We start from the raw sequence: 26,432 nt of genomic DNA, 5'->3' as shown, positions 1-26,432 counted from the left end.
CCCGCTCCCACATTTTGACCGCATCCCTACAGGATAAATGCGGTCGAATGTGGGAGCGGGCTTGCTCGCGAAAGCGGTCTGTCAGACAAACTGAAACCTATCGGCATCCAGGTTCGCTGGAAATTTTTCGCGATACGCCGCCAACTCTGCCGCATTCAGGCACACCTGAAACACCCCGTCCGCCTCCCCGGCACTGAGCAAGGTCTCACCCTGGAAATCCAGCACCTGGCTGTCTCCGGTGTAGGCAAAGCCCTTGCCATCCGTACCCACCCGATTGACTGCCGCCACGTAACACAGGTTCTCGATAGCCCGCGCCGGCAGCAAGCGGTTCCAATGCTGACGCCGTGCTCCCGGCCAGTTCGCGGTGTACAGCAGCAGGTCAGTGTCCTGGGCATCACGGCTCCACACCGGGAAGCGCAGGTCGTAGCAAATCAACGGGCGAATGCGCCAGCCCTTCAACTCGAACTGCACCTGGCGCTCGCCGGGCGTGTAGTGATCGTGTTCGCCTGCCATACGAAACAGGTGACGCTTGTCGTAGTGCAGCACTTCACCGTCCGGGCGCGCCCACAGCAGGCGGTTACGGTGGCTGCCGTCGGCGGCCTGGATGATCACGCTGCCGGTGATCACCGCGTTGTACTTGGCTGCCTGGGCTTGCAACCAGAGATGAGTCGGGCCATGTTCGGGCTCGGCGAGGGTTTGCGATTCCATGGAGAAACCGGTGGTGAACATCTCCGGCAGCACAATCAGGTCGGCGCCTTTGGCCTGCTCCAGCAACAGTTCGAAATGCTCGAGATTGGCCTGACGGTCATGCCACGCCAGGCTCGTCTGGACCAAGGCGATATTCAGGTCGGGTAATGCAGTCAAATCACGCATAGTTTCTTCGCCGCTTGTTGCAGCGTCTCCTCGCGTTTGGCAAAGCACAGGCGCACCAGGCGCTGGCCTTGCGGCGGGCTCTGATAGAACACCGAGACCGGAATCGTCGCCACGCCGTGTTCGCGGGTCATCCACAGTGACATGGCGACGTCATCCAGGTCCGGGCGAATCTGTGAGTAATCCACCAGTTGAAAGTAGGTGCCGGCCACCCGGGTAAAGCTGAAACGCGACGGCGCCAGCAGGTCGCAGAACAGGTCGCGCTTGGCCTGATAAAAAGCCGGCAGCTGCTCGACGTGTTCCGGGTGTTCGGCCATGAAGTCAGCCAAAGCGTACTGCAAAGGGGTCACACCGCAGAAGTTGACATATTGATGCACCTTGCGCAGCTCTAAGGTCAGGGCCGGTGGCGCGACCACGTAGCCGGTTTTCCAGCCGGTGACGTGGTAGGTCTTGCCGAAGGAGCTGACCACGAATGCACGCTGATACAACTCTTCATGGGCCAGCACGCTGACATGGGGCACACCATCGAACACCAGGTGTTCGTAGACCTCATCGCTGACCAGGTAGATATCGCGGTCGCGGATCAGTTCAGCCAACTGGTCCAGCTCGGCACGGCTGATCAACGCACCGGTGGGGTTGTGCGGCGAGTTGAGGATGATCATGCGCGTACGCGGTGAGAGCGCGGCCTTGATCTTGTCGAAGTCGAGCGCGAAGCCTTGCAGGCTTAGTTGCACATGCACGCAGCGGCCACCGGCCAGCTCGACCGACGGCTCGTAGCTGTCGTAGCTGGGATCGAACACGATGACTTCATCACCGTTGCGAACCACGGCCTGAATCGCGCAGAAGATCGCCTCGGTGGCGCCGGGAGTGATGGTCACTTCGCTGTCGACATCCACCGTGGCGCCATAACTGCGGGCGATCTTGGCCGCCACTTGCTGACGCAACATGGGCAGGCCGGTCATCGGTGCGTATTGGTTATGGCCGAGGGCGATGTGCTTGCCCACCGCATCCAGCAAGCCTTGGGGGCCGTTGAAATCGGGAAAGCCCTGGGACAGGTTGAGCGCCCCGGTTTCGGCAGCGAGTTGCGACATGGTGGTGAAAATAGTGGTGCCGACATTCGGCAGCTTGCTGGTGATCATGGAAAGCCCCTGCTGAACACCCGGCTCTTCGGCGGCGCGGGCGCGCTCGAGGATAGCTTATGCATTGCGGACAAAAAAGCTGCCGCACCTAATGGAACCTGGTCGTGTGTGCCCGGGAGCGTCTGAACAAAACGACGGCTGGTCATTTGAAAAAGAAAAACAGGTAATTCTCACAGTTACCCAGACGAAATACCTCGCGCTTACTGAGCGAACAAATCACTCAGCCAGGATAACGGTCATGCCTTCATACACCGACGCCCCTCCTACTGCCCAAGCACCTGGAGATCTGGATGTATCCTACGGAAATGCGGGCTACCAACTGGTCAATCCAGCCGGAATCGAATTGTACGAAGCGCGGGGGATGCGCCTCACCGACAATAACGAGACGTTGATTGCAGGTGCCGCACCAGACATTTTGCCCACCCATACCCGAACGCAGTTCATTTTGATGCGCCGGGACGAGAATGGAGCGTTGGTCGAAGGGTTTGGGACGCTGGGAATGGCATGCGGGCACTTCAAGCCTGACGAGCCTGCATGGGGTTCTTACGGCGCAAAAATATTTCCGTTGCGCGACTCCAGATGGCTGTTGTTGGGCTTCGTGCACAACCACGCGAATATGCGCATGCCCTCGCTTGCCTGGCTGCATGATGATGGTCGTGCTGATACCGACAGCGGCAATAACGGCACTTTTGTGCTGACATCGCCACTTCCAGGGGAGTCAGCCAGCCCTGGAACCCCACTTGTCGACGGCGACACTCAGTCGACCGGGTTCATAGTGACGCTGTTTCAGTACGTGGATGAATTAGATTATTGGGGCAGTTTGTTATCGCGAATCGAGCCGAACGGAGAACTGGACATCACGTTCAACCAAGGCAAGCAATACGCCGAGACCCACACCCGAGGCGGTGAAACCTATGATCCCACCGCCCTGGGCCATCAGGTTGATGACCGTATTCTTGTGGTGGGTAACACCGACGATAAACGAGGTATCAAGGGGGGGCTGATTAAACGTTTTGACAATAATGGAGGGCTCGATACCACGTTCGCCAACAATGGCGAGTACCGCACCCAAAATCAGCGTTACGCTCACTTGGTCTGCAACGAAGAGAGCATTCTGGTTTGCGGGGCAACCTCGCAGGGCGCGCTAATGGTCAAACTGCACGCCGACGGAACCCCACACCCTGATTTCGGCGGACTGCCTGTCATAACCCCACAGGTGACCGCTTGGCACAAGGTTCTGATACACGAAGGGAAAGTTATTGCCATCGGCGTTGTTGATGGCGGGTTCAGCAGTCAAGCCGTACTGGCTCGCTTTGAGCGCAGTGGCGAACCAGATATTACCTTTGGCGCATCGAAGAACGGCCGGGTGACGCTGGAGTTTGGTGGTCAGTTCAACACAGTGATTGATCTTGCTATCGACCAGCAGGAGCGAATTCTGGTTCTAGGTTCTGCCAAAGGATCCTTCGGCGCAGTCAATTTCTATATCGCACGCGTCTTTTCTTGAAACAACAAAAAAGGCGCCATCGGCGCCTTTTTTAAACCTCAATCAGCGCTTGTCGCGGCGCTTCTTGTCGGCTTTCTTGTGGTGAGTCATCAAACGACGCTTCTTGTTCACCTGACGGTCAGTCAGTGTGTTCTTGTTGCCTTCGTATGGGTTCTCGCCCCCCTTGAACTCGATACGGATCGGCGTACCGACCAGTTTCAAGACACGGCGGTAGGTGTTTTCCAGGTAACGCACATAGGACTTGGGCACCTTCTCGATCTGGTTACCGTGGATCACGATAATCGGCGGGTTGGCACCACCCAAGTGGGCGTAACGCAGCTTGATCCGACGGTTGTTGACCATCGGCGGCGCATGCTCACCGACCGCATCTTCCAGGATCTGGGTGAGGCGGTTGGTCGGCCAGCGGGTAACCGCAGACTTGAACGAGTTCTGCACGGACGCGTAGAGGTTGCCCACGCCGGTGCCGTGCAGTGCCGAGATAAAGTGAATATCGGCGAACTCGACGAAGAACAGGCGACGCTGCAACTCGATCTTGACGAAATCGCGCTCGCTCGGCGTCATGCCGTCCCACTTGTTGATCGCGATGACGAGGGCACGACCGGCTTCCAGGGCAAAGCCCAGCAAGTTGAGGTCGTGGTCCACCACGCCTTCGCGGGCGTCCATCACGAATATCACTACGTTGGCGTCTTTGATCGCTTGCAGGGTTTTGACCACCGAGAACTTTTCAACTTCCTCGTGGATCTTGCCGCGCTTGCGCACACCGGCGGTGTCGATCAGCGTGTACTTCTCGTCGTTACGCTCGAACGGGATGTAGATACTGTCGCGGGTAGTACCCGGCTGGTCATACACAATGACACGGTCTTCACCGAGCATGCGGTTAACCAGCGTCGACTTGCCGACGTTGGGGCGGCCGATGATGGCGATCTTGATACCGTCTTTTTCGCTCGGGCCAGGAATGCGCTTGGCTTCCTCACCTTCGGCAACGATCTCTTCCTCGCCCTCTTCTTCCTCTTCATCGTCCTTGGGGAAGTCGCGCAGGGCAATTTCCAGCATCTGGGTGATGCCGCGACCGTGGGCACCGGCGACCGGGATCGCATCGCCCAGGCCCATCGGGCTGAATTCGGCACGGGCCGCTTCTGGATCGATGTTGTCGATCTTGTTGGCGACCAGATAGGAACGCTTGTTGCGCTTGCGCAGGTGCTCGCCAATCATCTGGTCGGCAGCGGTGTAGCCCGCGCGGGCGTCCACCAGGAACAACACGACATCGGCTTCTTCGATAGCGAGCAGCGATTGCTCGGCCATCTTTTCGTCCATGCCATGCTCGTCACCGGAGATACCACCGGTGTCGACAATAATGTAGGAGCGCCCTTGCCACTTTGCCTCACCGTATTGGCGATCACGGGTCAGACCGGACAAGTCGCCAACGATGGCGTCACGAGTCCTGGTCAGGCGGTTGAACAAGGTGGACTTGCCGACGTTAGGTCGGCCCACCAGGGCGATTACGGGAACCATGCGGCTCTCCACTTCGTTATTTCAGAAAATACAAAAGCCGCTGCAAGGCAGCGGCTGGTGCTCGGGGCAGCATAGTCAAATGCCGCATGCCCCGCCGAAGCGGGGCCGCCTGGGTTTTACCCCAAGCATAGTTGCTTACTTGATGGTCAGGGCGTCCAGCTTGCCGCTGTTGCCAAACACGTAAAGCATGTTACCCACAACCAGCGGACGCGCACGCAGACCGTCGCTGTCGATACGCTCGCGGCCGACAAAACGACCGTCTACCTGGCTCAGCAGGTGCAGGTAACCTTCGAAGTCACCTACCGCTACGTAGCTGGAGAACACTTCCGGTGCCGACAATTGACGGCGGGCCAGGGAGTCGTTGCTCCACAGTGCAGTGGTGGAACGCTCGTCGACACTTTCAACGGTGCCGGAAGCGAGGCTTACGTAGACGCTGCCAAACCCTTGGGCGACACCGGCGTAGCTGGAAGCATCACGCTGCCAGTTGATGCGGCCGCTTTGCAGGTCCAGTGCCGCAACACGGCCCTGGTAGGTGGCCACATAAATGGTTTCACCCGACAGCAGCAGGCCGCCGTCGATGTCCACTACGCGATCCAGTTCGGAGCGACCTTGCGGGATGGCCACACGGGTTTCCCAGGCCGGCACGCCGTTCTGGGTATCCAGGGCGACCACTTTACCGGTCGACAGGCCAGCAACGGCCAGGTTGTTGGTTACAATCGGACCACTGGTACCGCGCAGGGTCAACACCGCCGGGGTGCTGTCGTACAACCAGCGTTGGTTGCCGGTGGCGGCATCCAGACCGATTACACGGTCATCCTGAGTCTGCACCACGACCACATCGCCGTTGGTAGCCGGTGCGGCAAGCACTTCGCTGGTCACGCGAGCGCGCCATTTCTCTTCACCCGTTGCCGAGTCCAGAGCCACCACGTCGCCTTTGAGCGTACCGACCAGCACCATGCCGTAGCCGACGCCTACACCACCGGAAACCGGCAGTTCGAGGTCTTTCTTCCACTTCACGTCGCCATTCATGCGATCCATGGCCATGACAACGCCAGTGGAGTCAGTGGCCACAATGTTGTCGCCGTCGATTGCCGGCTGCAACAGGTTGTACAGGTCGCCCTGACCATCACCGACGGAGCGGCTCCACTGCTTTTGCAGGACCACTTCTTCCTTGAAGCTGGTCAGCTCGGCAGGAGGCAGTTCTTTTTTACTGTTGCTGCTGCAACCCGCGGCCAGAACGGCCAGAGCCAGCAATGCTGCATGTTTCCAACGGATCACGTCACGCATCCCCTTTGGCCAAGTCGTCCAGCTTGATTTGTAAGCCACCGACCGCCGCTTCATCAGACAGCGCCGCCTTGGCTTTTTGGTACGCAGCATGGGCTTCGTCGGTACGACCCAATTGGACCAACAGGTCGCCCTTGAGCTCTTCACGAGTGGCCACAAATGCCTTGTCAGCATCGCCGTCGAGCAGTTTGAGTGCTTCGTCAGCCTTGTTCTGTGCCGCCAACACCTGAGCCAGGCGCTGACGTGCGATTTCACCCAGGGTCGGGTTGGTCGGCTTGTCGGCGATGGCCTTCAGCTCGGTGGCTGCGTCATCCAGCTTGCCGGTGTCGACCGCAACTTTCGCGACGAACAGGCTACCGTATTGGGCGTAGGTGCTACCGCCAAATTCGTTTTTCAGCTTGCCGGCCAGGTCCGCCACTTGGGCTGGATCAGGCTTGCCGTCCGGCGTCAGTGTGGTTTCCAGCAATTGCTGATAGAGAATCGAGGCGCCTTGGGACTGGTTGGCCTGATACTTGTGCCAGGCTTGCCAGCCGAACACCACCACTAAAGCCAGCAGACCGCCAGTAACCAGGGGCTTGCCGTTACGCTGCCACCAGTCCTTGAACTCGGCCAGTTGCTCATCATCAGTACTCGACACCCCAATACTCCTTAATCGCTAAATTCGGCTGTTCGACAGCTTCAACCCTGCACGACGCAGGTGGCCAAGTGCGCGGCGAGCGCATCAAAGGCAATGTTCTGTTGCTCGCCCTGGCCACGCAGGGGTTTGAAACCTATCACTTGCTGGGCCAGCTCGTCATCGCCGAGGATCAGCGCATACAGCGCGCCGCTCTTGTCGGCCTTCTTGAACTGGCTCTTGAAGCTGCCGGCGCCGGCATTGATCTGCAGGCGCAGGTTCGGCAGTTGGTCGCGCACTTTTTCGCTCAGGGCCAAAGCTGCCAGTTCAGCAGCCTCGCCAAAGGCGCAAAGGTACACGTCCACCTGACGGGAGATTTCTTCCGGGATTTGCTCCAGGGTTTCCAGCAGCAGGATCAGCCGCTCGATGCCCATGGCGAAACCTACGCCGGTGGTCGGCTTGCCGCCCATTTGCTCAACCAGGCCGTCGTAGCGACCACCGGCACACACGGTGCCCTGGGCGCCGAGTTTGTCGGTGACCCACTCGAACACGGTCTTGCTGTAGTAGTCGAGGCCACGCACCAGCTTGGGGTTGAGCACGTAAGGAATACCGGCCGCATCCAGGCGAGCCTTGAGGCCCTCAAAGTGCGTGCGGGATTCGTCGTCCAGGTAGTCGGCCATTTTCGGGGCGTCGACCAGTACGGCCTGGGTGTCGGCGTTCTTGGTATCCAGAACACGCAACGGGTTGGTCTTCAGACGGCGCTGGCTGTCTTCGTCCAGCTTGTCCAAATGGGCGGACAGGTACTCGACCAGGGCTTCGCGATAGCGGCCCCGGGATTCACTGGTGCCCAGGCTGTTGAGTTCAAGCTTGACCGCATCGCGGATACCCAGTTGGCCCCACAGGCGCCAGGTGAGCACGATCAGTTCGGCGTCGATGTCCGGACCATCCAGGTTGAAGACTTCGCAACCGATCTGGTGAAACTGACGATAGCGGCCTTTCTGTGGGCGCTCGTGGCGGAACATCGGGCCGATGTACCAGAGCTTCTGGGTTTGGCCACCACCGGTGATGCCATGCTCCAGTACAGCGCGCACGCACGCAGCAGTGCCTTCCGGACGCAAGGTCAGGGAGTCGCCGTTGCGGTCTTCAAAGGTGTACATCTCTTTTTCGACGATGTCGGTCACTTCACCGATGGAGCGCTTGAACAGCTCGGTGAACTCGACGATCGGCATGCGGATCTGTTTGTAACCGTAGTTATCCAACAGGCGCGCGACCGTGCTCTCAAAGTAGCGCCACAGTGGCGTCTGCTCCGGCAGGATGTCGTTCATGCCACGAATGGCTTGCAGAGACTTGCTCACATCTAATCCTTAAATTCGTTCTTAGCCGCGCGCGATCAGCGCTGCGTCAGCCGCAACCTTTTCAGCTGCTTTCTCGCGGATCAGCTTTTCCAGATGATCCACGAGATTCTCATTCGTCAGTTTCTGCGACGGCTTGCCGTCGATGTAAATCAGGTTCGGTGTACCGCCAGTCAGGCCCACATGGGCTTCCTTGGCTTCACCCGGCCCATTGACCACACAGCCGATCACCGCCACATCCAGCGGCACCAGCAGGTCTTCGAGGCGCAACTCCAGGTCGTTCATGGTTTTCACCACGTCGAAGTTCTGCCGCGAGCAGCTCGGGCAGGCTATGAAGTTGATGCCACGGGAACGCAAACGCAGGGATTTGAGAATGTCGTAGCCGACTTTCACTTCCTCTACAGGGTCTGCCGCCAGGGAGATGCGGATAGTATCGCCAATCCCTTCGGCGAGCAGCATACCGAGACCCACCGCAGATTTCACTGTGCCTGAGCGCAAACCGCCCGCTTCAGTGATGCCCAGGTGCAGCGGTTGCACGATTTCCTTGGCCAACAGGCGGTAGGCTTCTACCGCCATGAACACGTCGGAGGCCTTTACGCTGACCTTGAAGTCCTGGAAATTCAGGCGTTCAAGGTGCTCAACGTGGCGCAATGCCGACTCAACCAGCGCGGCTGGGGTCGGTTCGCCGTACTTTTTCTGCAGGTCTTTTTCCAGCGAACCGGCGTTGACGCCGATACGGATGGGAATGCCACGGTCACGGGCAGCGTCCACCACAGCGCGCACACGGTCTTCGCGACCGATGTTGCCCGGGTTGATGCGCAGGCAGTCCACACCCAGCTCGGCCACGCGCAGTGCGATTTTGTAGTCGAAGTGAATGTCGGCGACCAGAGGCACCTTGACCAGTTGCTTGATTCGGCCAAAGGCTTCGGCAGCGTCCATGTCCGGCACGGAAACCCGCACGATGTCTACGCCGGCCGCTTCCAGACGGTTGATCTGGGCGACCGTGGCGGCCACATCATTGGTGTCGCTGTTGGTCATGCTCTGCACCGCGATAGGGGCATCGCCGCCTACCGGCACCGAGCCGACCCAGATCTTGCGCGATACGCGACGTTTGATTGGAGATTCGCCGTGCATGACTATTGTCCCAACTTGAGGCGAGCGGTCTCGCCACTGGTGAACGGCGCCACGTCCACAGGCTGGCCGTTATAGGCCACTTGCGCGCCACGGGCAAAGCCCAGACGCAGCGTCAAAGGAGGCTTGCCGCCTTGGTCAAGTGTATCTCCCTTACGCTTCAGACCGCTAAACAGCACTTTGCCATTACCATCGGTGACTTGCGTCCAGCAGTCAGCGATGAAGGTAATCTGGAGATGCCCGTCGCCGGCGATCAATGCCGGGGTGGTGGGAGGCGAAATCGTAGTCGGGGCCGGGGCCACTGGTGCGTTAGTCGCTGGGGCCTGCGCCGGAGCAGCCGGAGCAGCTGGCGTATGCGCCTGGGCAACCGGGGCAGCCGGTACGGCTGGAGCCGGCACAGCAGCGGTGGCAGAAGGTGCAGTGCCCGCTTCCGGAGCCGGTTGCTCGGTGGTGGCCGGCGCTTCCGAGGCGGCTTGCCCTTGGGCAACGGCCTGGTCTTCCGGCTCATCCAAAGGGTGAATCTGGGTGGTGCCGTCGGCGCTTTCGACTTCGACGTGCTCCATCGCGTTGCTGGTCAGGTCCTTGGTGCGTTGGGAAGCCTGGTCTTGCCACCAGACGAAACCGCCACCCACCACGGCAATCAGCAGCAACAGGCTGACAATCCGTAAAATCGTGTGGGAAACCCGTACCGGCTCTTCGATGCGGCCCAGGCCATGCACATTGCTGCCTTGGGAATCGGTGCCGGTGAACTGGTCGAATTCCTGGACCAATACGGTCTGGTCGATGCCCAGCAATTTGGCGTAGGCGCGGATATAGCCGCGGGCGAAGGTATGCCCAGGCAGCTTGTCGAACGCGCCGGCTTCCAGGTTGCCCAGGGACGTGGCGGTCAAATTGAGCTTGAGGGCCACTTCTGCCAGCGACCAACCATTGCTTTCGCGGGCCTGACGCAAGGTCTCGCCTGGGTTTACGCGATTAGCTGCTACAACTTCCGGGTGCGCCGCTTTCATCATTGCTCCGACAGGTATTGCTGATATTCCGGCGTACCGGGATAGAGTCGTTCGAGTTGCTGGCCAAACTGTGCGGCCGTGTCGCGTTCTTCATGAACCGTCGCCAGGCGCACACCGAGCAATAGACTACGTGCATTTTGCCCGCTGAGCAGGCTAAAACGCTCGTAAAAGTCACGTGCCGGCACATAATGCCTGTCTTCGTAAGACAACTCAGCCATTTCGAGCAACGCCCGTGGCTGGCGACTGTTCAGGTGCAGGGCTTTTTCCAGTTGCTGACGGCCGCTGTCGCGCAGGCCAAGGCGTATCGAGGTCACCCCAAGGTTCTCGAACACTCGCGAACGCTCAGGATAAAGGGTATCGGTACTGGCTTGCTGGAAATAGCGGGACGCCTGGTCATAACGTTGCTGCGAAAACAGAAAACTGCCGTAGTTGTTCAGCAGCCTTGGGTCGGCAGGACGTGCGGCCAGGGCCTTGTGAAAATACGCGTCGGCCAGTTCAGGCTCGGCCTGGGCCTGGAACACCAGGGCCAGTGCGGCATTGGCGTCGGCATCGTCGCCGTCCAGTTCAAGGGCTTTTTTCAACGGCACCTTGGCCTGTTCGCTCATGCCTTGGCGCAAGTAACCCAAGCCCAATTGCACATAGGCAATTCGCGCCTCGTCACGGCCTTTGCCGGTTTGCATGGGGCTGTCATGGCCCGATGAAACACAACCGGCCGCAAGACCGGTAAAAAGCAGCAGCAGCGCAAGGCGCAAGGGCATAGAGATCCTCTCTCAGATTCGATTCACAGCAATTTGCGGCAAATCTTCGGCGGCGTTAAGTTCGCGCACGGCGATATAACGTTCACTGCGGCGGGTGCGATCCATCACTTGCCCGACCAGTTGGCCACAGGCGGCGTCGATGTCTTCACCACGGGTGGTGCGTACGGTGACGTTATAGCCGGCCTGGTGCAGTTGATCCTGGAAACGACGGATGGCGTTGTTGCTCGGCCGCTCGTAGCCAGAATGGGGAAACGGGTTAAACGGAATCAGGTTGATCTTGCACGGGGTGTTCTTGAGCAGTTCGATCATCTCGACCGCGTGTTCAACTTTGTCGTTGATGTCCTTGAGCATGGTGTACTCAATGGTCAACACACGCTTTTCGCCCAAAGTCGCCATGTAACGCTGGCAAGATTCGAGCAACATCTTAAGCGGATACTTCTTGTTGATTGGCACCAATTGGTTACGCAATGCGTCATTCGGTGCGTGCAACGACAGCGCCAGGGAGACGTCGATGTGCTTGGCCAGCTCATCGATCATCGGCACCACGCCGGAGGTCGATAGGGTTACACGGCGCTTGGAGATGCCGTAGCCCAGGTCGTCCATCATCAAATGCATGGCAGCGATGACGTTGTCGAAGTTCAGCAGCGGCTCACCCATGCCCATCATCACCACGTTGGTGATGGCACGGTCGACGGTCGCCGGGACACTGCCAAAGGATTTGTTGGCAATCCACACCTGGCCGATGACTTCGGCGGCGGTGAGGTTGCTATTGAAGCCTTGCTTGCCGGTGGAGCAGAAACTGCAGTCCAGGGCACAGCCTGCCTGGGACGAAACGCACAAAGTGCCGCGTTTGCCCTGGGGGATGTAGACGGTCTCGACGCAGCTGCCGGACGCCACGCGCACCACCCACTTACGGGTGCCGTCGGTGGAGATGTCCTCGCTGACAACCTCGGGACCACGGACCTCGGCAATGGCCTTGAGCTTGTCGCGCAGGGCCTTGCTGACGTTCGTCATGGCGTCGAAATCGTCGACACCAAAGTGGTGAATCCACTTCATTACCTGACCGGCACGGAAACGCTTCTCCCCGATTGAGTCGAAGAATTTCTCCATTTCCGGCTGAGTCAGACCCAGCAGGTTGGTTTTAACAGTCGATGTAGTCATGGATTCACCCTCACTCTTTAAGCCGATGCTTAGCGAGCGGTTACTTCAGTAGCAGCGAAAAAGTACGAGATTTCGCGAGCAGCAGCGGCTTCGGAATCCGAACCGTGTACAGCGTTGGCGTCGATGGATTCAGCGAAGTCAGCACGGATGGTGCCGGCAGCCGCTTCTTTAGGGTTGGTAGCGCCCATCAGCTCACGGTTCAGAGCGATAGCGTTTTCGCCTTCCAGAACCTGAACAACAACAGGACCGGAGATCATGAAGGCAACCAGGTCGCCGAAGAAGCCACGAGCGCTGTGCTCAGCGTAGAAGCCTTCAGCTTCAGCTTTGGACAGTTGCTTGAGTTTCGAAGCTACAACCTTCAGGCCGGCTTTTTCGAAACGAGTGGTGATCTCGCCAATGACGTTTTTTGCAACAGCGTCAGGCTTGATGATGGAGAAAGTACGTTGAACAGCCATGGTGTAACTCCAGAAACGGTAATTTACGAAAAATTAAACCCGCGAATTATACGCGGGTTATTGGGTATTGCCTAACTGCGTAAAAAGGCGGCTCAGTCGTCTGCTTCTTCGATCCACAGACCCTGAATCGCCTCCAGGACCTTTTCGCCACCCCGGTCAGGGATGTCGTCGAATTCCGGCAGTGCCATTACGAGGTCGCGCAACTTGACGAAGTTCACGGTAAGAGGATTGACCTCAGGATGAGCTTCCGCAAGTTGTATAGCGATTTCTTGTACATCAACCCATTTCAGGCTCATGACATTTCCTTGAATCAATGCGGCGCTTCGGCTGCATGGTTGAGGGAATATTTTGGAATTTCGACAGTGATGTCTTCCGTGCCGACCTTTGCCTGACAGCTTAGGCGAGAAGTCGCTTCAAGGCCCCAGGCGCGATCCAGAAAGTCCTCTTCCAGCTCGTCCGCTTCTTCGAGAGAGTTGAAACCCTCGCGAATCACGCAGTGGCAGGTCGTGCAGGCGCAGACACCGCCGCAGGCACTTTCGATCTCGATGTGGTTGTCATGGGCAACTTCGAGGATGGACTTGCCGGTCTCAGCCTCCACAACCATACCGTCCGGGCAATGCTCGGCGTGTGGCAGAAAAATGACCTGCGGCATTAATTATTCCTCGATTTCATTCAGGTTGCGCCCAGCCAGTGCGGCTTTCACCGTCTGATCCATGCGGCGGGCGGCAAAGGCATCAGTCACTTGCGACAGGCGCTTGGTCTGTTGCTCGATGGCGTAGCCATCGTTGCCTTTCATCAGTTCGGCCAGTTCCTGCATTTGCAGGTCGATAACCATGCGCTCTTCAGCATCCAGCAAACGCTCGCCGTCGGCTTCCAGGGCGCCCTGCACGGCTTCGAGCAGGCGCTGGGCATCGACTTGCTGCTCGCGCAGCACGCGGGCGACCTTGTCGTCACCGGCATACTGGAACGAATCCTTGAGCATCTTGGCGATTTCACCGTCGGTGAGGCCGTAGGACGGCTTGACCTGGATGCTGGCTTCAACGCCCGAACCCAGCTCACGCGCAGCTACGCTAAGCAGGCCATCGGCGTCGACCTGGAAGGTCACACGAATCTTCGCCGCACCGGCTACCATCGCCGGGATGCCGCGCAATTCAAAGCGCGCCAGGGAGCGGCAGTCGCTGATCAGCTCGCGCTCGCCTTGCAGCACATGAATCATCATGGCCGTCTGGCCATCTTTGTACGTGGTGAAATCCTGGGCGCGTGCGACGGGGATGGTGGTGTTGCGTGGAATCACCTTCTCCATCAGGCCGCCCATAGTTTCCAGGCCCAAGGACAGCGGGATAACGTCAAGCAGCAGTAGTTCGCCACCATCGCGTTTGTTGCCGGCCAGGGTGTCGGCCTGGATAGCGGCGCCGATGGCGACCACTTGATCCGGGTCGATTTCAGTCAACGGCTGGCGACCAAAGGCTTCAGCCACAGCGTCACGAACGCGTGGGACGCGAGTCGAACCACCGACCATGACCACCGCAGCCACGTCTTCCAACTCGATACCGGAATCACGCACCGCACGACGACAGGCTTTGAGGCTGCGAGCGACCATCGGCTCGATCAGCGCATCAAAGGCTTCGCGAGTCAGTTGAGCCGACCAGTTGCCGTAGGAAACTTCAACAGAAGCGGCATCGGTCAGTGCTTCCTTGGCCGCGCAGGCGGTTTGCAGCAGATTACGCTGCGCGCCCGGGTCCAGGTCAGCCGACAAACCGGCACTGGTGATGATCCAGCCTGCGATGGCATGGTCAAAGTCATCACCGCCCAGGGCGCTGTCGCCACCGGTGGCCAGCACTTCAAACACGCCGCCGGTCAGGCGCAGAATCGAAATATCAAAGGTGCCGCCGCCCAGGTCATAAATAGCCACCAGGCCTTCAGCGTGCTGGTCCAGACCATAGGCCACCGCCGCTGCAGTCGGCTCGTTGAGCAAACGCAACACGTTCAGGCCCGCAAGCTTCGCTGCGTCCTTGGTGGCTTGACGCTGTGCGTCGTCGAAATAGGCAGGCACAGTGATCACTGCGCCGACCAGTTCGCCGCCCAAGGTATTTTCTGCGCGCTGACGTAGCACCTTGAGGATGTCGGCGGACACTTCCACCGGGCTTTTCGGGCCTTGGACGGTGTCGATGAACGGCATATGGGATTCGCCGCCGACAAAGCGGTACGGCAGCTGGTCGCCCAATTGCTTGACGTCGGACAGACCGCGCCCCATCAAGCGTTTAACCGACAGCACGGTATTCAACGGGTCACTGGACGCTGCCAGCTTGGCCGACTCACCGACTTCGGTGCGATCAGCGTGATAACGCACAGCGGAGGGCAGGATCACCTGGCCATTAGCGTCGGGCAGCGGTTCGGACAGGCCGCTGCGCAAGGCGGCAACCAGGGAATTGGTGGTGCCCAGGTCAATCCCGACCGCCAGGCGACGCTGGTGCGGTTGAGGGCTTTGGCCGGGTTCGGCGATTTGCAGTAGGGCCATGGTAATCAGGTCTTATCTGTCTATCAGGCGTGCATCACGGGCAGCACTGGGTTAATCGTCGAGGCGCTCTTCTAGCTGGCGCACTTCGTAGGTGAGCTTGTCGAGGAACTGCATGCGCCGCATCAGGCGTTCGGCCTGTTCACGTTGCGCTGCATCATCCCAACAGGCTGCGAAGCTTTCATTGAGCTCATCCTGGGCCGTTTTCAGACGACGCTTGAAGACCGCGACACCGGCTATATCAGCCTCGTCCTGCAAGTCTTCGAGTTCTTCGCGCCACTGCATCTGCTGCATCAGGAAGTCCGGGTCGTGCACCGTCACTTCGATCGGCAGCTCACCACCGTTCAACGCGAGCAGGTAGCGCGCGCGTTTGGGAGGGTTTTTCAGCGTCTGATAGGCTTCGTTGAGGCTGGCCGATTGCTCCAGCGCCAGGCGCTGCTCACGCTCTGATGCGTCAGCAAAGCGGTCCGGATGCACCCCACGCGCCAACTCTCGGTAGCGCGTGGCAAGCTGCTCAAGGTCCAGCCGAAAGCTCGGCTGCAGCTCGAATAAAGCGAAATGACAAGGAGTACCCACGAATAGCCTCAGATGTTGAAGCTTTCGCCGCAGCCACATTCACCGCGCACGTTGGGGTTGTTGAACTTGAAGCCTTCGTTCAACCCTTCCTTGACGAAATCGAGTTCGGTGCCGTCCAGGTAGGTCAGGCTTTTAGGGTCGATGATCACTTTCTCGCCGTGACTTTCGAACACCTGATCTTCCTCAACCACCTCGTCGACAAACTCCAGCACGTAGGCAAGGCCGGAACAGCCTGTGGTGCGAACACCCAGACGAATCCCCTCACCTTTACCGCGCCCATTCAGGGAGCGGCGAATGTGCTGCGCAGCCGCTTCTGTCATGCTGATAGCCATCGTTGACTCCTTACTCGTCGCCAAATGCTTAGATCAAGCCTTTCTTCTGCTTGTAGTCGCGAACGGCCGCCTTGATGGCGTCTTCTGCGAGTACGGAGCAGTGAATTTTCACTGGCGGCAGTGCCAGTTCTTCGGCCAGCTGGGTGTTGCTGATGGTGACAGCCTCATCCAGGGTCTTGCCTTTCATCCACTCGGTAGCGAGGGAGCTGGAGGCAATGGCGGAACCGCAGCCGTAAGTCTTGAACTTGGCGTCTTCGATAACGCCAGCGTCGTTGACCTTGATTTGCAGGCGCATCACGTCGCCGCACGCCGGAGCGCCGACCATGCCGGTGCCGACATCAGGGTCTTCCGCGTTCATCTTGCCGACGTTGCGCGGGTTTTCGTAGTGGTCGATGACCTTTTCGCTGTAAGCCATGGTACTGAATCCTCACTCATCAGGGCCGCTCTGGAACCCTGTAAAAACGCCTGCGTTTTCCGCCACGTTCTTACAGAGCTTGGGTGGCGGCTTCTATATTTAGTGTGCCGCCCACTCGATCTTGGAGATATCGACACCGTCTTTGTACATGTCCCACAGCGGCGACAGAACGCGCAGCTTGTTGACGGCTTCGCAGACTTTCTGCGCGGCGTAGTCGACTTGCTCTTCAGTGGTGAAGCGGCCGAAGGTAAAGCGGATCGAGCTGTGTGCCAGTTCGTCGTTGCGGCCCAGGGCGCGCAGAACGTACGAAGGCTCAAGGGACGCCGAGGTGCAGGCCGAACCGGACGAAACCGCCAGGTCCTTGAGCGCCATGATCAGCGACTCGCCTTCGACGTAGTTGAAGCTCAAATTCAGGTTGTGCGGTACACGGGCGGTCATGCTGCCATTGATGTACAGCTCTTCAAGGTTCTCGACCTGCTTGTAGAAGCGATCGCTCAGGGCCTTGATACGGATGTTTTCGGCAGCCATGTCTTCTTTGGCTACACGGAAGGCTTCGCCCATGCCGACGATCTGGTGAGTGGCCAGGGTGCCGGAACGCATGCCGCGCTCGTGACCGCCGCCGTGCATGGTGGCTTCGATGCGCACGCGAGGCTTGCGGCTCACGTACAGCGCGCCGATGCCTTTAGGGCCGTAGGTCTTGTGGGCAGAGAACGACATCAGGTCGACTTTCAGCTTGGACAGGTCGATGTCGACCTTGCCGGTGGACTGAGCAGCGTCGACGTGCAGCAGGATGCCTTTGGAGCGAGTCAGCTCGCCAATGGCTGCGATGTCGTTGATGGTGCCGATTTCGTTGTTCACGTGGATCACGGAAACCAGGATGGTGTCTTCACGCAGGGCCGCTTCGATCATGGCCGGGGTGACGATACCGTCGGTGGTTGGCTCAAGGTAGGTGACCTCGAAACCTTCACGCTCCAGTTGGCGCATGGTGTCGAGGACAGCCTTGTGCTCAATCTTGGTGGTGATCAGGTGCTTGCCTTTGGTCGCATAGAAATGCGCCGCGCCCTTGATTGCCAGGTTGTCGGATTCGGTAGCACCGGAGGTCCAGACGATTTCCCGTGGGTCGGCGCCCACCAGGTCAGCGACTTGGCGACGAGCGTTCTCGACCGCTTCCTCGGCTTTCCAGCCGAATACGTGGGAACGGGAGGCTGGGTTGCCGAAGTTTCCGTCAACCAGCAGGCATTCGCTCATCTTTTGCGCGACACGCGGATCAACCGGGGTGGTCGCTGAGTAATCAAGGTAAATCGGCAATTTCATGGACTTTCTCCTAAATCAGGCTGGCTGGCGTGCCGTTAGCTCTTCGGCTGTCACTCGACGGCGGACGCTTCAATCTTGTCCAGACGCGGCGCCTTGGTGTTGCAACGGCGCTGGTCCTGACGCTGGGCTACTTCTTGTACCTCACGGCGAGTCACAAGATCAGCCAAGCTGATACCACTCAAAAACTCATGGATCTGCAGGCTCAAGTCACACCACAAGTGGTGAGTCAGACAGGTGTCGCCGGCGTGGCAGTCACCCAAACCCTGGCATTTGGTGGCATCGACGGATTCATTCACCGCATCGATCACCTGGGCTACCTGAATGCCCTGCATGTCGCGGGACAATTGGTAACCGCCACCCGGCCCACGCACGCTGGAGACCAAGTTGCTACGGCGCAATTTGGCGAACAGCTGTTCGAGGTAGGACAGGGAAATGCCTTGGCGCTCGGAGATATCGGCCAGGGACACCGGCCCAGTTTGCGCGTGCAAGGCCAGGTCAAGCATGGCGGTCACCGCGTATCGGCCTTTTGTAGTCAGTCTCATGGACAAGTACCAAGGTGTTTCAGAATGGGAGCAAGTATGCGATTCCCGAGTATTTAAGTCAACTATAAGACCTAGTACTTTAGTCAGGATTACCCGTAAAAAGGGCGCGCGAATCATAGCAGGGTGGGGTTGGGACGAACAGCGGGAACGGACAACCAGCACTCCCAGTCACGATGAAGATCAAATGTGGAAGCGGGCTTGCTCGCGAAAGCGGCGTATCAGTCGCCGAAAATGCTGACTGATTTACCGCTTTCGCGAGCAAGCCCGCTCCCACAGGGGATTTGCAGTGACTGGAAAGGTTTAGCCAGCCTTGGTGGTGGCAGCTTCGTTCTTGATCTCGGCGAAGTCTTCTTCGCGCAGTTCAGGCAGATCTTTTGCACAGTAGCTGCTACCCAGCTCCTTGAGCGCGCCGCACATACCGTCAAGCTTGCCATCCACGGCTTGCAAGTGATCGAGCAACTGGCCAATGGCACGCGCCACCGGGTCGGGCATGTCTTCGCTGACGCCGTAGGCATCGAAACCGATCTTCTCGGCCATGGCTTTGCGCTTGGCTTCCTGCTCGTCGCCGACCTCCGGCTTGATGATGATGCGGCCGGGAATACCCACCACCGTCGCGCCAGGCGGCACAGCCTTGGTCACCACAGCATTGGAGCCCACCTTGGCACCCGCACCGACAGTGAACGGACCAAGCACCTTGGCGCCCGCTCCCACTACTACGCCATCGCCCAACGTCGGATGACGCTTGCCTTTATTCCACGTTGTGCCACCCAGGGTCACGCCCTGATACAGCGTCACGTCATCACCGATTTCAGCAGTTTCGCCGATCACGATGCCCATGCCGTGGTCAATAAAGAAACGACGCCCCACCTTGGCGCCCGGATGAATCTCGATTCCGGTCAACCAGCGCCCGAAGTTCGACACCAGCCGTGCCAGCCATTTCCAGCCCACACCCCACAACATCCCGGACAGGCGGTGAATCCAGATCGCGTGCATGCCCGGGTAGCAGGTCAGCACTTCGAAGGCATTGCGCGCCGCCGGGTCACGATGGAAAACACTTTGGATATCTTCTCGCAAACGCTCGAACATTTTTAATCCTTCCGCTTAAGAAGCTCACCACGGGCTGCTTTCTGGGTTTCCGTGAGGATGCCACGCAATATGTTCATTTCTGCCCGGCTGACCGAGCTACGGCCGTACAAGCGACGCAGGCGTGCCATCAAGTGCCGTGGCTTTTCCGGATCAAGGAATTCGATGGCCACCAGGGTTTGCTCCAGGTGCTCATAGAATCGCTCCAGCTCGTCCATGGTGGCCAGCTCGCCACTCTTGGTCGACGCGACTTCATCCTTCTCAACCTTGCTCGGCTGACCTTGTGCAGCCAGCCAGGCCATGCGCACTTCGTAACTCAACACCTGCACCGCTGCCCCGAGGTTCAACGAGCTGAACTCAGGGTCTGATGGGATGTGCACATGGTAATGACATCGCTGCAGCTCTTCATTGGTCAGGCCGGAGTCTTCACGGCCGAACACCAAGGCGATTTCTGCACCGCCGGCAGCCTCTTCCACCACTTTGGTGCCGCACTCGCGCGGATCCAGCAGTGGCCAGGGGATTCGCCGGTCGCGCGCACTGGTGCCCAGCACAAGGTTGCAGCCGACCAAGGCGTCTTCCAAGGTTGCGACGACCTGGGCTTTTTCAAGGATGTCATTGGCGCCGGACGCACGGGCATCGGCTTCGTGGTGCGGGAACACACGCGGCTCGACCAGCACCAGGCGCGTCAGCCCCATGTTTTTCATGGCTCGCGCCACCCCGCCGATGTTGCCGGGATGACTGGTATTGACGAGGACGACACGGATGTTATGCAGCAAGGGAGGCGCTCTCGGACACGGGAAAGGGGAGCAAATCTTACAGAACAGCCTAAGGTTATGCCATGAAAGCTAACGTCGTCCTTCACCTGAAGAAAGTTTCTGCTAGAATGCCCGGCTTTCTTTAACAACCTTAGGTGACACATCCATGCAGCCCATGCTGAATATCGCGCTGCGCGCCGCCCGCAGCGCCAGTGAATTGATCTTCCGCTCCATCGAGCGCCTGGATACCATCAAGGTCGACGAAAAAGACGCCAAGGATTATGTATCCGAGGTGGACCGCGCCGCCGAGCAAAAAATCATCGACGCGCTGCGCAAGGCCTACCCTACCCACGGCATCCTCGGTGAAGAAACAGGCTTGCACAAAGGCAGCGGCGAAGGCGAAGACTACCTGTGGATCATCGACCCACTGGATGGCACCACCAACTTCCTGCGCGGCATCCCACACTTTGCAGTGAGCATTGCCTGTAAATACCGTGGCCGCCTGGAACACGCCGTCGTACTCGACCCGGTTCGCCAGGAAGAATTCACCGCCAGCCGTGGCCGTGGCGCCCAGTTGAACGGTCGTCGCCTGCGTGTCAGCGGCCGTACCAGCCTGGACGGCGCCCTGCTGGGCACTGGCTTCCCGTTCCGTGACGACCAGATGGACAACCTGGAAAACTACCTGGGCATGTTCCGCGCCCTGGTTGGCCAGACCGCCGGCATCCGCCGCGCCGGTGCTGCCAGCCTGGACCTGGCGTATGTTGCCGCCGGTCGTTTTGATGCGTTCTGGGAGTCGGGCCTGTCCGAGTGGGACATGGCTGCAGGCGCCCTACTGATCCAGGAAGCTGGCGGCTTGGTAAGCGACTTCACCGGCGGGCACGACTTCCTTGAGAAAGGCCACGTGGTTGCAGGCAACACCAAATGCTTCAAGGCAGTACTGACGGCGATCCAGCCGCACCTGCCGGCTTCGCTGAAGCGTTAAGCGAGCGAGCACAAAAAAGCACCCCTAGGGGTGCTTTTTTTATGCTTTGGATTTGGCTAATGCTGCATTTCCAGCCACAGCACATTTCGAACTGCACCAGATCCTGAATTACTGCTGGTTCTGCCCCAGGATCAGACGACCTTCCTTATCCACTGGAATCTGGCCACCCGGATCACGGTCCATACGCACCGAACCTTCCTTGCCGTCCAGGTTGTAGCGCACGTCATAACCAACCACCTTGTCACTGATGTCGTTGACGGTGCTGCAACGCTGCTGCGTGGTGGTATAGGTATCGCGGTTCTGCATACCTTCCTGCACCTTGTTACCGGCGTAACCGCCACCGACCGCGCCGGCTACAGTAGCCAGCTTCTTGCCATTACCGCCACCGACCTGGTTGCCCAACAGGCCACCGGCCAGCGCACCGACCACGGTGCCGACGATTTGATGCTGATCCTGCACCGGCTTCTGCCGAGTCACTGTGACGTCCTTGCAGACCTCACGAGGGGTTTTGATCTGGGTTTTCACCGGCTGCACTGCCAGCACTTGCGCATACTCAGGGCCGCTTTTTACCAGGCTGTAGGTGGCAACAGCACCCCCGGCAGTCACACCGACAGCACCCAATACCGCACCAACCAGTAACGACTTGTTCACGTGAACCTCCTGACCATCACAAGCGGACCGAAACGTCCGCGCTATACCCAGCCTTGGAGCCAAAAAAAAGGCACGAGTTCAATACTCGTGCCTTCTTTGTAACAGCGTATCAACGAACACCCATCAAGGACGGTCGTCGACCTCCTTGCCGGTAGCGGCAGGCGGGATCAAATCTTCGCTGTTGAGGTTCAGCCAGATCAGCACCACGTTGGCGATGTAGATCGACGAGTAGGTACCCGCCAGAACGCCGATGAACAGCGCCAGGGAGAAGCCCCACAAGTTGTCGCCACCGAAGATCATCAGCGCAGCAATCGCCAGCAAGGTGGAGATCGACGTCGCCATGGTCCGCAGCAGCGTCTGGGTGGTGGAGATGTTGATGTTCTCGATCAACGTGGCCTTGCGCAGTACACGGAAGTTCTCACGAACCCGGTCGAATACCACGATGGTGTCGTTGAGCGAGTAACCAATGATCGCCAGCACCGCCGCCAACACCGTCAGGTCGAAGGTGATCTGGAAGTACGCCAGGATACCCACGGTAACGATAACGTCGTGGATCAGCGACACAATGGCGCCGACGCCGAACTTCCACTGAAAGCGGAACGCCAGGTAGACCATGATGCCGGCCAACGCCATCAGCATGCCGAGGCCGCCCTGGTCGCGCAGCTCTTCACCCACCTGCGGGCCTACGAACTCGACGCGCTTGACCGACGCCGGGTTGTCACCGCCGACCTTCTGCAAGGCTTCGGCTACCTGATGACCCAACTGCGGATCTTCACCCGGCATACGCACCAGCAGGTCAGTGGTAGCACCAAAGCTCTGCACGATGGCTTCGTGATAGCCGGCCTTGACCAGCTCACTGCGCACCAGGGTAACGTCGGCCGGCTTCTCGTAGGTCAGCTCGATGAGCGTACCGCCGGTGAAGTCCAGACCGTAGTTCAGGCCCTTATGGAACCAGCTGAACAACGCCAGAACGGTAAGGAGCACTGTGGCGCCGAACGCAATGTTGCGAACGCCCATGAAGTTGATTGTACGTAACATGGCAGCCCCTTAAATCCACAACTTCTTGAAGTCACGCCCACCAAAGATCAGGTTGACCATTGCGCGGGTCACCATGATGGCCGTGAACATCGAGGTAAAGATACCGAGGGACATGGTCACCGCAAAACCTTTGACGGGGCCGGTGCCCATGGCAAAGAGAATCCCGCCGACCAGCAGAGTGGTCAGGTTGGAGTCGAGAATCGCGGTAAATGCCCGGCCGAAGCCTTCGTTGATTGCACGCTGTACGGTCATGCCCGCGGCGATCTCTTCACGAATACGCGAGAAGATCAGTACGTTGGCGTCTACCGCCATACCCATGGTGAGTACGATACCGGCGATACCTGGCAGGGTCAGCGTTGCGCCCAGCAGCGACATCAATGCCAGCAGCATCACCATGTTGCCCGCCAGGGCCACGGTAGCGATGACGCCGAAGAAGCGGTAGATGGCGATGATGAACAAGGATACGAACAGCATGCCCCACAAGGCCGCGTCGACACCCTTGGTGATGTTGTCGGCACCCAGGCTCGGGCCAATGGTGCGTTCTTCAGCAAAGTACATCGGCGCCGCCAGGCCACCAGCACGCAGCAGCAGTGCCAGCTCGGACGATTCGCCCTGGCCGTTCAGGCCGGTAATGCGGAATTGAGCACCCAGCGGCGACTGGATGGTCGCCAGGCTGATGATCTTCTTCTCTTCCTTGAAGGTCTGCACCGGTACGTCTTTCTCGACACCGTCGACCATTTGCTTGGTGTAGGTGGTGACCGGGCGTTGCTCGATGAAGATCACCGCCATGCTGCGACCGACGTTGCTGCGCGTGGCGCGGCTCATCAGGTCACCACCATGGCCATCCAGACGGATGTTCACTTCCGGCGTACCGTGCTGCGAATCGAAACCGGCCTTGGCATCCGTTACCTGATCACCGGTGATGATCAAACCACGTTCAATCAGCGCTGGAGGACGGTTGCCCTCACGGAATTCGAATTCTTCAGCAGTCGCGCGAGTCGCACCCGGCTCAGCCGCCAGACGGAATTCCAGGTTGGCGGTTTTACCCAGGATACGCTTGGCTTCAGCAGTATCTTGTACGCCCGGCAGCTCAACCACGATGCGGTTGGCGCCTTGACGCTGCACGATCGGCTCAGCCACACCCAGCTCGTTGACGCGGTTACGTACCGTGGTCAAGTTCTGCTTGATGGAGTATTCGCGGATTTCCGCGATCTTGGCCGGGCTCATCGCCAGACGCAGTACAGCCTGACCATTCAGGTCAGCCGGCACGATGTCGAAATCATTGAAGTTCTTGCGCACCAGGGCACGGGCCTGTTCGCGGGTCGCTTCATCAGAGAAGCCCAGCTGGATGGCACCGTTGAGCTGCGGCAGGCTGCGATAACGCACCTTCTCTTTGCGCAGCAGGCTCTTCACGTCGCCTTCATAGACTTTCAGGCGTGCGTCGAGGGCTTTGTCCATGTCGACTTCCAGCAGGAAGTGCACACCACCGGACAGGTCCAGACCCAGCTTCATCGGGTGCGCGCCAATGCTGCGCAGCCATTTTGGCGTGGTCTGTGCCAGGTTGAGCGCGACTACGTAGTCATCACCCATGGCCTTGCGCACGACGTCTTTGGCCGGCAACTGGTCTTCGGCCTTGGTCAGGCGCAACAAACCGCCTTTCGCATCGGACGCCAAGGTTGCCGCTTTTACCTGGATACCGGCGTCGGTGAGCGCCTTGCTCGCACGGTCCAAGTCAGCCTGATTGACCTGCAGCGTAGTGCTGGCGCCAGTGATCTGGATCGCAGGGTCATCAGGATAAAGATTGGGAGCGGAATAAATAAAACCGATCGCCAGCACCGCCAGGATCAGTACGTATTTCCACAGAGGGTATTTGTTCAGCATCACGCCGCCCGCTTATAACGCGGGGCGCCTTGCGCGCCCCGTCGATTGGTAAAAGTTGTTACTCAGATCGCTTTGAGCGTGCCTTTTGGCAGCGTGGCAGCGATGGCGCCCTTCTGGAACTTCATTTCTACGGTGTCGGAGACTTCCAGAACCACGAAAGCATCGGAAACCTTGGTGATCTTGCCGGCGATGCCGCCAGTGGTCACCACTTCGTCGCCTTTCTGCAGGCTGCCCAGCAGGTTTTTCTGCTCTTTGGCGCGCTTGGCCTGTGGACGCCAGATCATCAGGTAGAAGATGACCAGGAAGCCGACCAGGAAAATCCACTCGAAACCACCGCCCATAGGGCCGGCAGCGGCAGGCGCAGCGGCGTCAGCCATGGCATTAGAGATAAAAAAGCTCATTTAGCACTCCAGTTGCAAATAGTGAATCTTAGGGTCGGAAAACTCAGTCCAAGGGCGGCACAGGGAGCCCGCGCTTGGCATAGAAGGCATCGACGAAGGCGGCCAATGTACCCTGTTGAATAGCCTCGCGCAAACCAGCCATCAGGACTTGGTAGTGACGCAAATTGTGGATGGTATTCAACATGCTACCCAGCATTTCCCCGCACTTGTCCAGATGGTGCAGATAAGCCCGCGAGAAGTTCTGGCAGGTGTAGCAGTCACAGGTGGGATCCAGCGGCGAATCATCATGGCGATGGAACGCGTTACGGATTTTCAGCACGCCTGTATCGATGAACAGATGCCCATTGCGGGCATTACGGGTTGGCATCACGCAATCGAACATGTCCACACCGCGGCGCACACCCTCTACGAGATCTTCCGGTTTGCCAACGCCCATAAGGTAACGAGGTTTGTCAGCAGGCATCAGGCCCGGCAAATAATCCAGCACCTTGATCATCTCGTGCTTGGGCTCGCCCACCGACAGACCGCCGATGGCCAGGCCGTCAAAGCCGATTTTGTCGAGACCTTCCAGCGAGCGCTTGCGCAAGCTTTCGTGCATGCCACCCTGGACGATACCGAACAGCGCAGCGGTGTTGTCGCCGTGGGCGTTTTTCGAGCGCTGAGCCCAACGCAACGACAGCTCCATGGAAATACGTGCCACGTCTTCATCCGCTGGATAAGGCGTGCACTCGTCAAAAATCATCACGATGTCGGAGCCAAGATCGCGCTGCACCTGCATCGACTCTTCAGGGCCCATGAACACTTTGGAACCGTCCACCGGTGAGGCGAAAGTCACGCCCTCTTCCTTGATCTTGCGCATGGCGCCCAGGCTGAACACCTGGAAACCACCGGAGTCGGTGAGGATCGGGCCTTGCCACTTCATGAAGTCATGCAGGTCGCCATGCTTCTTGATCACTTCCGTGCCCGGGCGCAGCCACAGGTGGAAGGTGTTGCCCAGGATGATCTCGGCGCCAGTGGCGACGATGTCGCGCGGCAGCATGCCTTTTACCGTGCCGTAAGTGCCCACGGGCATGAAGGCCGGGGTTTCGACGGTGCCACGCGGGAACGTGAGGCGACCACGACGAGCCTTGCCATCCGTGGCCAACAATTCAAACGACATAC

Annotated in this window: 28 protein-coding genes; 2 read left to right on the top strand and 26 right to left on the bottom strand. The window is 58.9% G+C overall.

Features of this window, described 5'->3' with window-relative positions; translation table 11 throughout:
* Nucleotides 1–81 precede the first annotated feature (81 nt).
* Nucleotides 82–873 (bottom strand): amidohydrolase, encoded by a 792-nt coding sequence (locus FFI16_RS02015; protein ID WP_138813949.1) that lies wholly within the window; start codon nt 871–873, stop codon nt 82–84.
* The gene (locus FFI16_RS02010; protein WP_138813948.1) at nt 861–2,009 is read right to left on the bottom strand and encodes a pyridoxal phosphate-dependent aminotransferase; all 1,149 of its coding nucleotides are present in this window, start codon (nt 2,007–2,009) and stop codon (nt 861–863) included. The genes FFI16_RS02015 and FFI16_RS02010 overlap by 13 nt, the downstream gene beginning before the upstream one ends.
* Nucleotides 2,010–2,247: 238 nt before the next feature.
* Here FFI16_RS02010 and FFI16_RS02005 point away from each other — a divergent pair, with 238 nt between their 5' ends.
* Nucleotides 2,248–3,513: a delta-60 repeat domain-containing protein gene (locus tag FFI16_RS02005; RefSeq protein ID WP_178112622.1), complete on the top strand. Its 1,266-nt coding sequence runs from the start codon at nt 2,248–2,250 to the stop codon at nt 3,511–3,513.
* Nucleotides 3,514–3,555: 42 nt separating this feature from the next.
* Here FFI16_RS02005 and der read toward each other — a convergent pair whose 3' ends face one another.
* From der to trmJ, 19 genes are all read right to left on the bottom strand, one after another.
* Nucleotides 3,556–5,025 (bottom strand): ribosome biogenesis GTPase Der, encoded by a 1,470-nt coding sequence (der, locus tag FFI16_RS02000; RefSeq protein WP_138813946.1) that lies wholly within the window; start codon nt 5,023–5,025, stop codon nt 3,556–3,558.
* Nucleotides 5,026–5,160: 135 nt separating this feature from the next.
* Entirely contained in the window at nt 5,161–6,312 is a 1,152-nt protein-coding gene (gene bamB / locus FFI16_RS01995; protein WP_138813945.1) for an outer membrane protein assembly factor BamB, read from the bottom strand.
* Entirely contained in the window at nt 6,305–6,946 is a 642-nt protein-coding gene (locus tag FFI16_RS01990) for a tetratricopeptide repeat protein (RefSeq protein WP_017135953.1), read from the bottom strand. The genes bamB and FFI16_RS01990 overlap by 8 nt, the downstream gene beginning before the upstream one ends.
* 41 nt (nt 6,947–6,987) lie before the next feature.
* Entirely contained in the window at nt 6,988–8,277 is a 1,290-nt protein-coding gene (gene hisS / locus FFI16_RS01985) for a histidine--tRNA ligase (protein WP_056858732.1), read from the bottom strand.
* A gap of 21 nt (nt 8,278–8,298) precedes the next feature.
* Complete coding sequence (gene ispG / locus FFI16_RS01980) at nt 8,299–9,408, bottom strand: flavodoxin-dependent (E)-4-hydroxy-3-methylbut-2-enyl-diphosphate synthase (protein WP_056858733.1); 1,110 nt, start codon at nt 9,406–9,408, stop codon at nt 8,299–8,301.
* Nucleotides 9,409–9,410: 2 nt separating this feature from the next.
* Complete coding sequence (locus FFI16_RS01975; RefSeq protein ID WP_138813944.1) at nt 9,411–10,412, bottom strand: RodZ family helix-turn-helix domain-containing protein; 1,002 nt, start codon at nt 10,410–10,412, stop codon at nt 9,411–9,413.
* Nucleotides 10,412–11,170: a type IV pilus biogenesis/stability protein PilW gene (gene pilW / locus FFI16_RS01970; RefSeq protein WP_138813943.1), complete on the bottom strand. Its 759-nt coding sequence runs from the start codon at nt 11,168–11,170 to the stop codon at nt 10,412–10,414. Before pilW ends, FFI16_RS01975 begins: the two co-directional genes overlap by 1 nt.
* Before the next feature lie 12 nt (nt 11,171–11,182).
* A complete protein-coding gene (rlmN, locus tag FFI16_RS01965; RefSeq protein ID WP_110621596.1) occupies nt 11,183–12,331 on the bottom strand; it encodes a 23S rRNA (adenine(2503)-C(2))-methyltransferase RlmN in 1,149 nt (382 codons plus the stop codon).
* Between the two features lie 29 nt (nt 12,332–12,360).
* Nucleotides 12,361–12,786: a nucleoside-diphosphate kinase gene (ndk, locus tag FFI16_RS01960; protein WP_003175956.1), complete on the bottom strand. Its 426-nt coding sequence runs from the start codon at nt 12,784–12,786 to the stop codon at nt 12,361–12,363.
* Between the two features lie 92 nt (nt 12,787–12,878).
* Nucleotides 12,879–13,082: a Fe-S cluster assembly protein IscX gene (gene iscX / locus FFI16_RS01955; RefSeq protein ID WP_017135947.1), complete on the bottom strand. Its 204-nt coding sequence runs from the start codon at nt 13,080–13,082 to the stop codon at nt 12,879–12,881.
* 14 nt (nt 13,083–13,096) lie between these two features.
* Nucleotides 13,097–13,438: an ISC system 2Fe-2S type ferredoxin gene (gene fdx, locus FFI16_RS01950; protein WP_015885743.1), complete on the bottom strand. Its 342-nt coding sequence runs from the start codon at nt 13,436–13,438 to the stop codon at nt 13,097–13,099.
* A 3-nt stretch (nt 13,439–13,441) separates the two neighbouring features.
* Nucleotides 13,442–15,304, bottom strand: coding sequence for a Fe-S protein assembly chaperone HscA (gene hscA, locus FFI16_RS01945; RefSeq protein WP_138813942.1), 1,863 nt, complete (start codon nt 15,302–15,304; stop codon nt 13,442–13,444).
* Between the two features lie 51 nt (nt 15,305–15,355).
* Nucleotides 15,356–15,877, bottom strand: a complete 522-nt coding sequence (gene hscB, locus FFI16_RS01940; protein WP_017135945.1) for a co-chaperone HscB — start codon at nt 15,875–15,877, stop codon at nt 15,356–15,358.
* Between the two features lie 8 nt (nt 15,878–15,885).
* Entirely contained in the window at nt 15,886–16,209 is a 324-nt protein-coding gene (gene iscA / locus FFI16_RS01935) for an iron-sulfur cluster assembly protein IscA (RefSeq protein WP_003209680.1), read from the bottom strand.
* Nucleotides 16,210–16,237: 28 nt separating this feature from the next.
* Nucleotides 16,238–16,624, bottom strand: a complete 387-nt coding sequence (iscU, locus tag FFI16_RS01930; protein WP_003175965.1) for a Fe-S cluster assembly scaffold IscU — start codon at nt 16,622–16,624, stop codon at nt 16,238–16,240.
* A 99-nt stretch (nt 16,625–16,723) separates the two neighbouring features.
* Nucleotides 16,724–17,938, bottom strand: coding sequence for an IscS subfamily cysteine desulfurase (locus tag FFI16_RS01925; protein WP_017135944.1), 1,215 nt, complete (start codon nt 17,936–17,938; stop codon nt 16,724–16,726).
* A gap of 50 nt (nt 17,939–17,988) precedes the next feature.
* Nucleotides 17,989–18,480, bottom strand: coding sequence for a Fe-S cluster assembly transcriptional regulator IscR (gene iscR / locus FFI16_RS01920; RefSeq protein ID WP_003194020.1), 492 nt, complete (start codon nt 18,478–18,480; stop codon nt 17,989–17,991).
* Between the two features lie 300 nt (nt 18,481–18,780).
* Nucleotides 18,781–19,566 (bottom strand): serine O-acetyltransferase, encoded by a 786-nt coding sequence (cysE, locus tag FFI16_RS01915; RefSeq protein ID WP_138813941.1) that lies wholly within the window; start codon nt 19,564–19,566, stop codon nt 18,781–18,783.
* A 2-nt stretch (nt 19,567–19,568) separates the two neighbouring features.
* Nucleotides 19,569–20,339, bottom strand: coding sequence for a tRNA (cytosine(32)/uridine(32)-2'-O)-methyltransferase TrmJ (trmJ, locus tag FFI16_RS01910; RefSeq protein ID WP_144298323.1), 771 nt, complete (start codon nt 20,337–20,339; stop codon nt 19,569–19,571).
* A 145-nt stretch (nt 20,340–20,484) separates the two neighbouring features.
* Between trmJ and suhB the strand changes: the two genes are divergently transcribed.
* Nucleotides 20,485–21,300 carry an inositol-phosphate phosphatase gene (suhB, locus tag FFI16_RS01905; protein WP_003175971.1) on the top strand — a complete coding sequence of 272 codons (816 nt, stop codon included), beginning with the start codon at nt 20,485–20,487 and terminating at the stop codon, nt 21,298–21,300.
* A gap of 108 nt (nt 21,301–21,408) precedes the next feature.
* Here the strand turns inward: suhB and FFI16_RS01900 are convergent, their stop codons facing one another.
* The 5 genes from FFI16_RS01900 to tgt form a co-directional block, all read right to left on the bottom strand.
* Complete coding sequence (locus FFI16_RS01900) at nt 21,409–21,951, bottom strand: glycine zipper 2TM domain-containing protein (protein ID WP_017135941.1); 543 nt, start codon at nt 21,949–21,951, stop codon at nt 21,409–21,411.
* Between the two features lie 123 nt (nt 21,952–22,074).
* Complete coding sequence (gene secF / locus FFI16_RS01895; protein WP_056858739.1) at nt 22,075–22,989, bottom strand: protein translocase subunit SecF; 915 nt, start codon at nt 22,987–22,989, stop codon at nt 22,075–22,077.
* 9 nt (nt 22,990–22,998) lie between these two features.
* Entirely contained in the window at nt 22,999–24,870 is a 1,872-nt protein-coding gene (gene secD, locus FFI16_RS01890) for a protein translocase subunit SecD (protein WP_058422663.1), read from the bottom strand.
* A gap of 62 nt (nt 24,871–24,932) precedes the next feature.
* The gene (gene yajC / locus FFI16_RS01885; RefSeq protein WP_003175975.1) at nt 24,933–25,271 is read right to left on the bottom strand and encodes a preprotein translocase subunit YajC; all 339 of its coding nucleotides are present in this window, start codon (nt 25,269–25,271) and stop codon (nt 24,933–24,935) included.
* A gap of 43 nt (nt 25,272–25,314) precedes the next feature.
* Nucleotides 25,315–26,430: a tRNA guanosine(34) transglycosylase Tgt gene (tgt, locus tag FFI16_RS01880; RefSeq protein WP_003175976.1), complete on the bottom strand. Its 1,116-nt coding sequence runs from the start codon at nt 26,428–26,430 to the stop codon at nt 25,315–25,317.
* Between the last annotated feature and the right edge of the window lie 2 nt (nt 26,431–26,432).

Source organism: Pseudomonas sp. KBS0710 (assembly GCF_005938045.2).
Taxonomy (GTDB): domain Bacteria; phylum Pseudomonadota; class Gammaproteobacteria; order Pseudomonadales; family Pseudomonadaceae; genus Aquipseudomonas.
The sequence above is the reverse complement of the archived record's forward strand: the minus strand, read 5'-3'. Positions and strand labels throughout refer to the sequence as shown.

What these genes read in the sequence shown, in the direction of transcription:
- FFI16_RS02005 (WP_178112622.1), top strand. Translation starts at nt 2,248, where the DNA reads ATGCCTTCATACACCGACGCCCCTCCTACTGCCCAAGCACCTGGAGAT.
- iscU (WP_003175965.1), bottom strand. Translation starts at nt 16,624, where the DNA reads ATGGCTTACAGCGAAAAGGTCATCGACCACTACGAAAACCCGCGCAAC.
- rlmN (WP_110621596.1), bottom strand. Translation starts at nt 12,331, where the DNA reads ATGACTACATCGACTGTTAAAACCAACCTGCTGGGTCTGACTCAGCCG.
- iscX (WP_017135947.1), bottom strand. Translation starts at nt 13,082, where the DNA reads ATGAGCCTGAAATGGGTTGATGTACAAGAAATCGCTATACAACTTGCG.
- suhB (WP_003175971.1), top strand. Translation starts at nt 20,485, where the DNA reads ATGCAGCCCATGCTGAATATCGCGCTGCGCGCCGCCCGCAGCGCCAGT.
- pilW (WP_138813943.1), bottom strand. Translation starts at nt 11,170, where the DNA reads ATGCCCTTGCGCCTTGCGCTGCTGCTGCTTTTTACCGGTCTTGCGGCC.
- ndk (WP_003175956.1), bottom strand. Translation starts at nt 12,786, where the DNA reads ATGGCTGTTCAACGTACTTTCTCCATCATCAAGCCTGACGCTGTTGCA.
- der (WP_138813946.1), bottom strand. Translation starts at nt 5,025, where the DNA reads ATGGTTCCCGTAATCGCCCTGGTGGGCCGACCTAACGTCGGCAAGTCC.
- iscA (WP_003209680.1), bottom strand. Translation starts at nt 16,209, where the DNA reads ATGGCTATCAGCATGACAGAAGCGGCTGCGCAGCACATTCGCCGCTCC.
- FFI16_RS02015 (WP_138813949.1), bottom strand. Translation starts at nt 873, where the DNA reads ATGCGTGATTTGACTGCATTACCCGACCTGAATATCGCCTTGGTCCAG.
- bamB (WP_138813945.1), bottom strand. Translation starts at nt 6,312, where the DNA reads ATGCGTGACGTGATCCGTTGGAAACATGCAGCATTGCTGGCTCTGGCC.
- fdx (WP_015885743.1), bottom strand. Translation starts at nt 13,438, where the DNA reads ATGCCGCAGGTCATTTTTCTGCCACACGCCGAGCATTGCCCGGACGGT.
- ispG (WP_056858733.1), bottom strand. Translation starts at nt 9,408, where the DNA reads ATGCACGGCGAATCTCCAATCAAACGTCGCGTATCGCGCAAGATCTGG.
- FFI16_RS02010 (WP_138813948.1), bottom strand. Translation starts at nt 2,009, where the DNA reads ATGATCACCAGCAAGCTGCCGAATGTCGGCACCACTATTTTCACCACC.
- hscA (WP_138813942.1), bottom strand. Translation starts at nt 15,304, where the DNA reads ATGGCCCTACTGCAAATCGCCGAACCCGGCCAAAGCCCTCAACCGCAC.
- tgt (WP_003175976.1), bottom strand. Translation starts at nt 26,430, where the DNA reads ATGTCGTTTGAATTGTTGGCCACGGATGGCAAGGCTCGTCGTGGTCGC.
- secD (WP_058422663.1), bottom strand. Translation starts at nt 24,870, where the DNA reads ATGCTGAACAAATACCCTCTGTGGAAATACGTACTGATCCTGGCGGTG.
- secF (WP_056858739.1), bottom strand. Translation starts at nt 22,989, where the DNA reads ATGTTACGTACAATCAACTTCATGGGCGTTCGCAACATTGCGTTCGGC.
- cysE (WP_138813941.1), bottom strand. Translation starts at nt 19,566, where the DNA reads ATGTTCGAGCGTTTGCGAGAAGATATCCAAAGTGTTTTCCATCGTGAC.
- iscR (WP_003194020.1), bottom strand. Translation starts at nt 18,480, where the DNA reads ATGAGACTGACTACAAAAGGCCGATACGCGGTGACCGCCATGCTTGAC.
- FFI16_RS01925 (WP_017135944.1), bottom strand. Translation starts at nt 17,938, where the DNA reads ATGAAATTGCCGATTTACCTTGATTACTCAGCGACCACCCCGGTTGAT.
- yajC (WP_003175975.1), bottom strand. Translation starts at nt 25,271, where the DNA reads ATGAGCTTTTTTATCTCTAATGCCATGGCTGACGCCGCTGCGCCTGCC.
- FFI16_RS01975 (WP_138813944.1), bottom strand. Translation starts at nt 10,412, where the DNA reads ATGAAAGCGGCGCACCCGGAAGTTGTAGCAGCTAATCGCGTAAACCCA.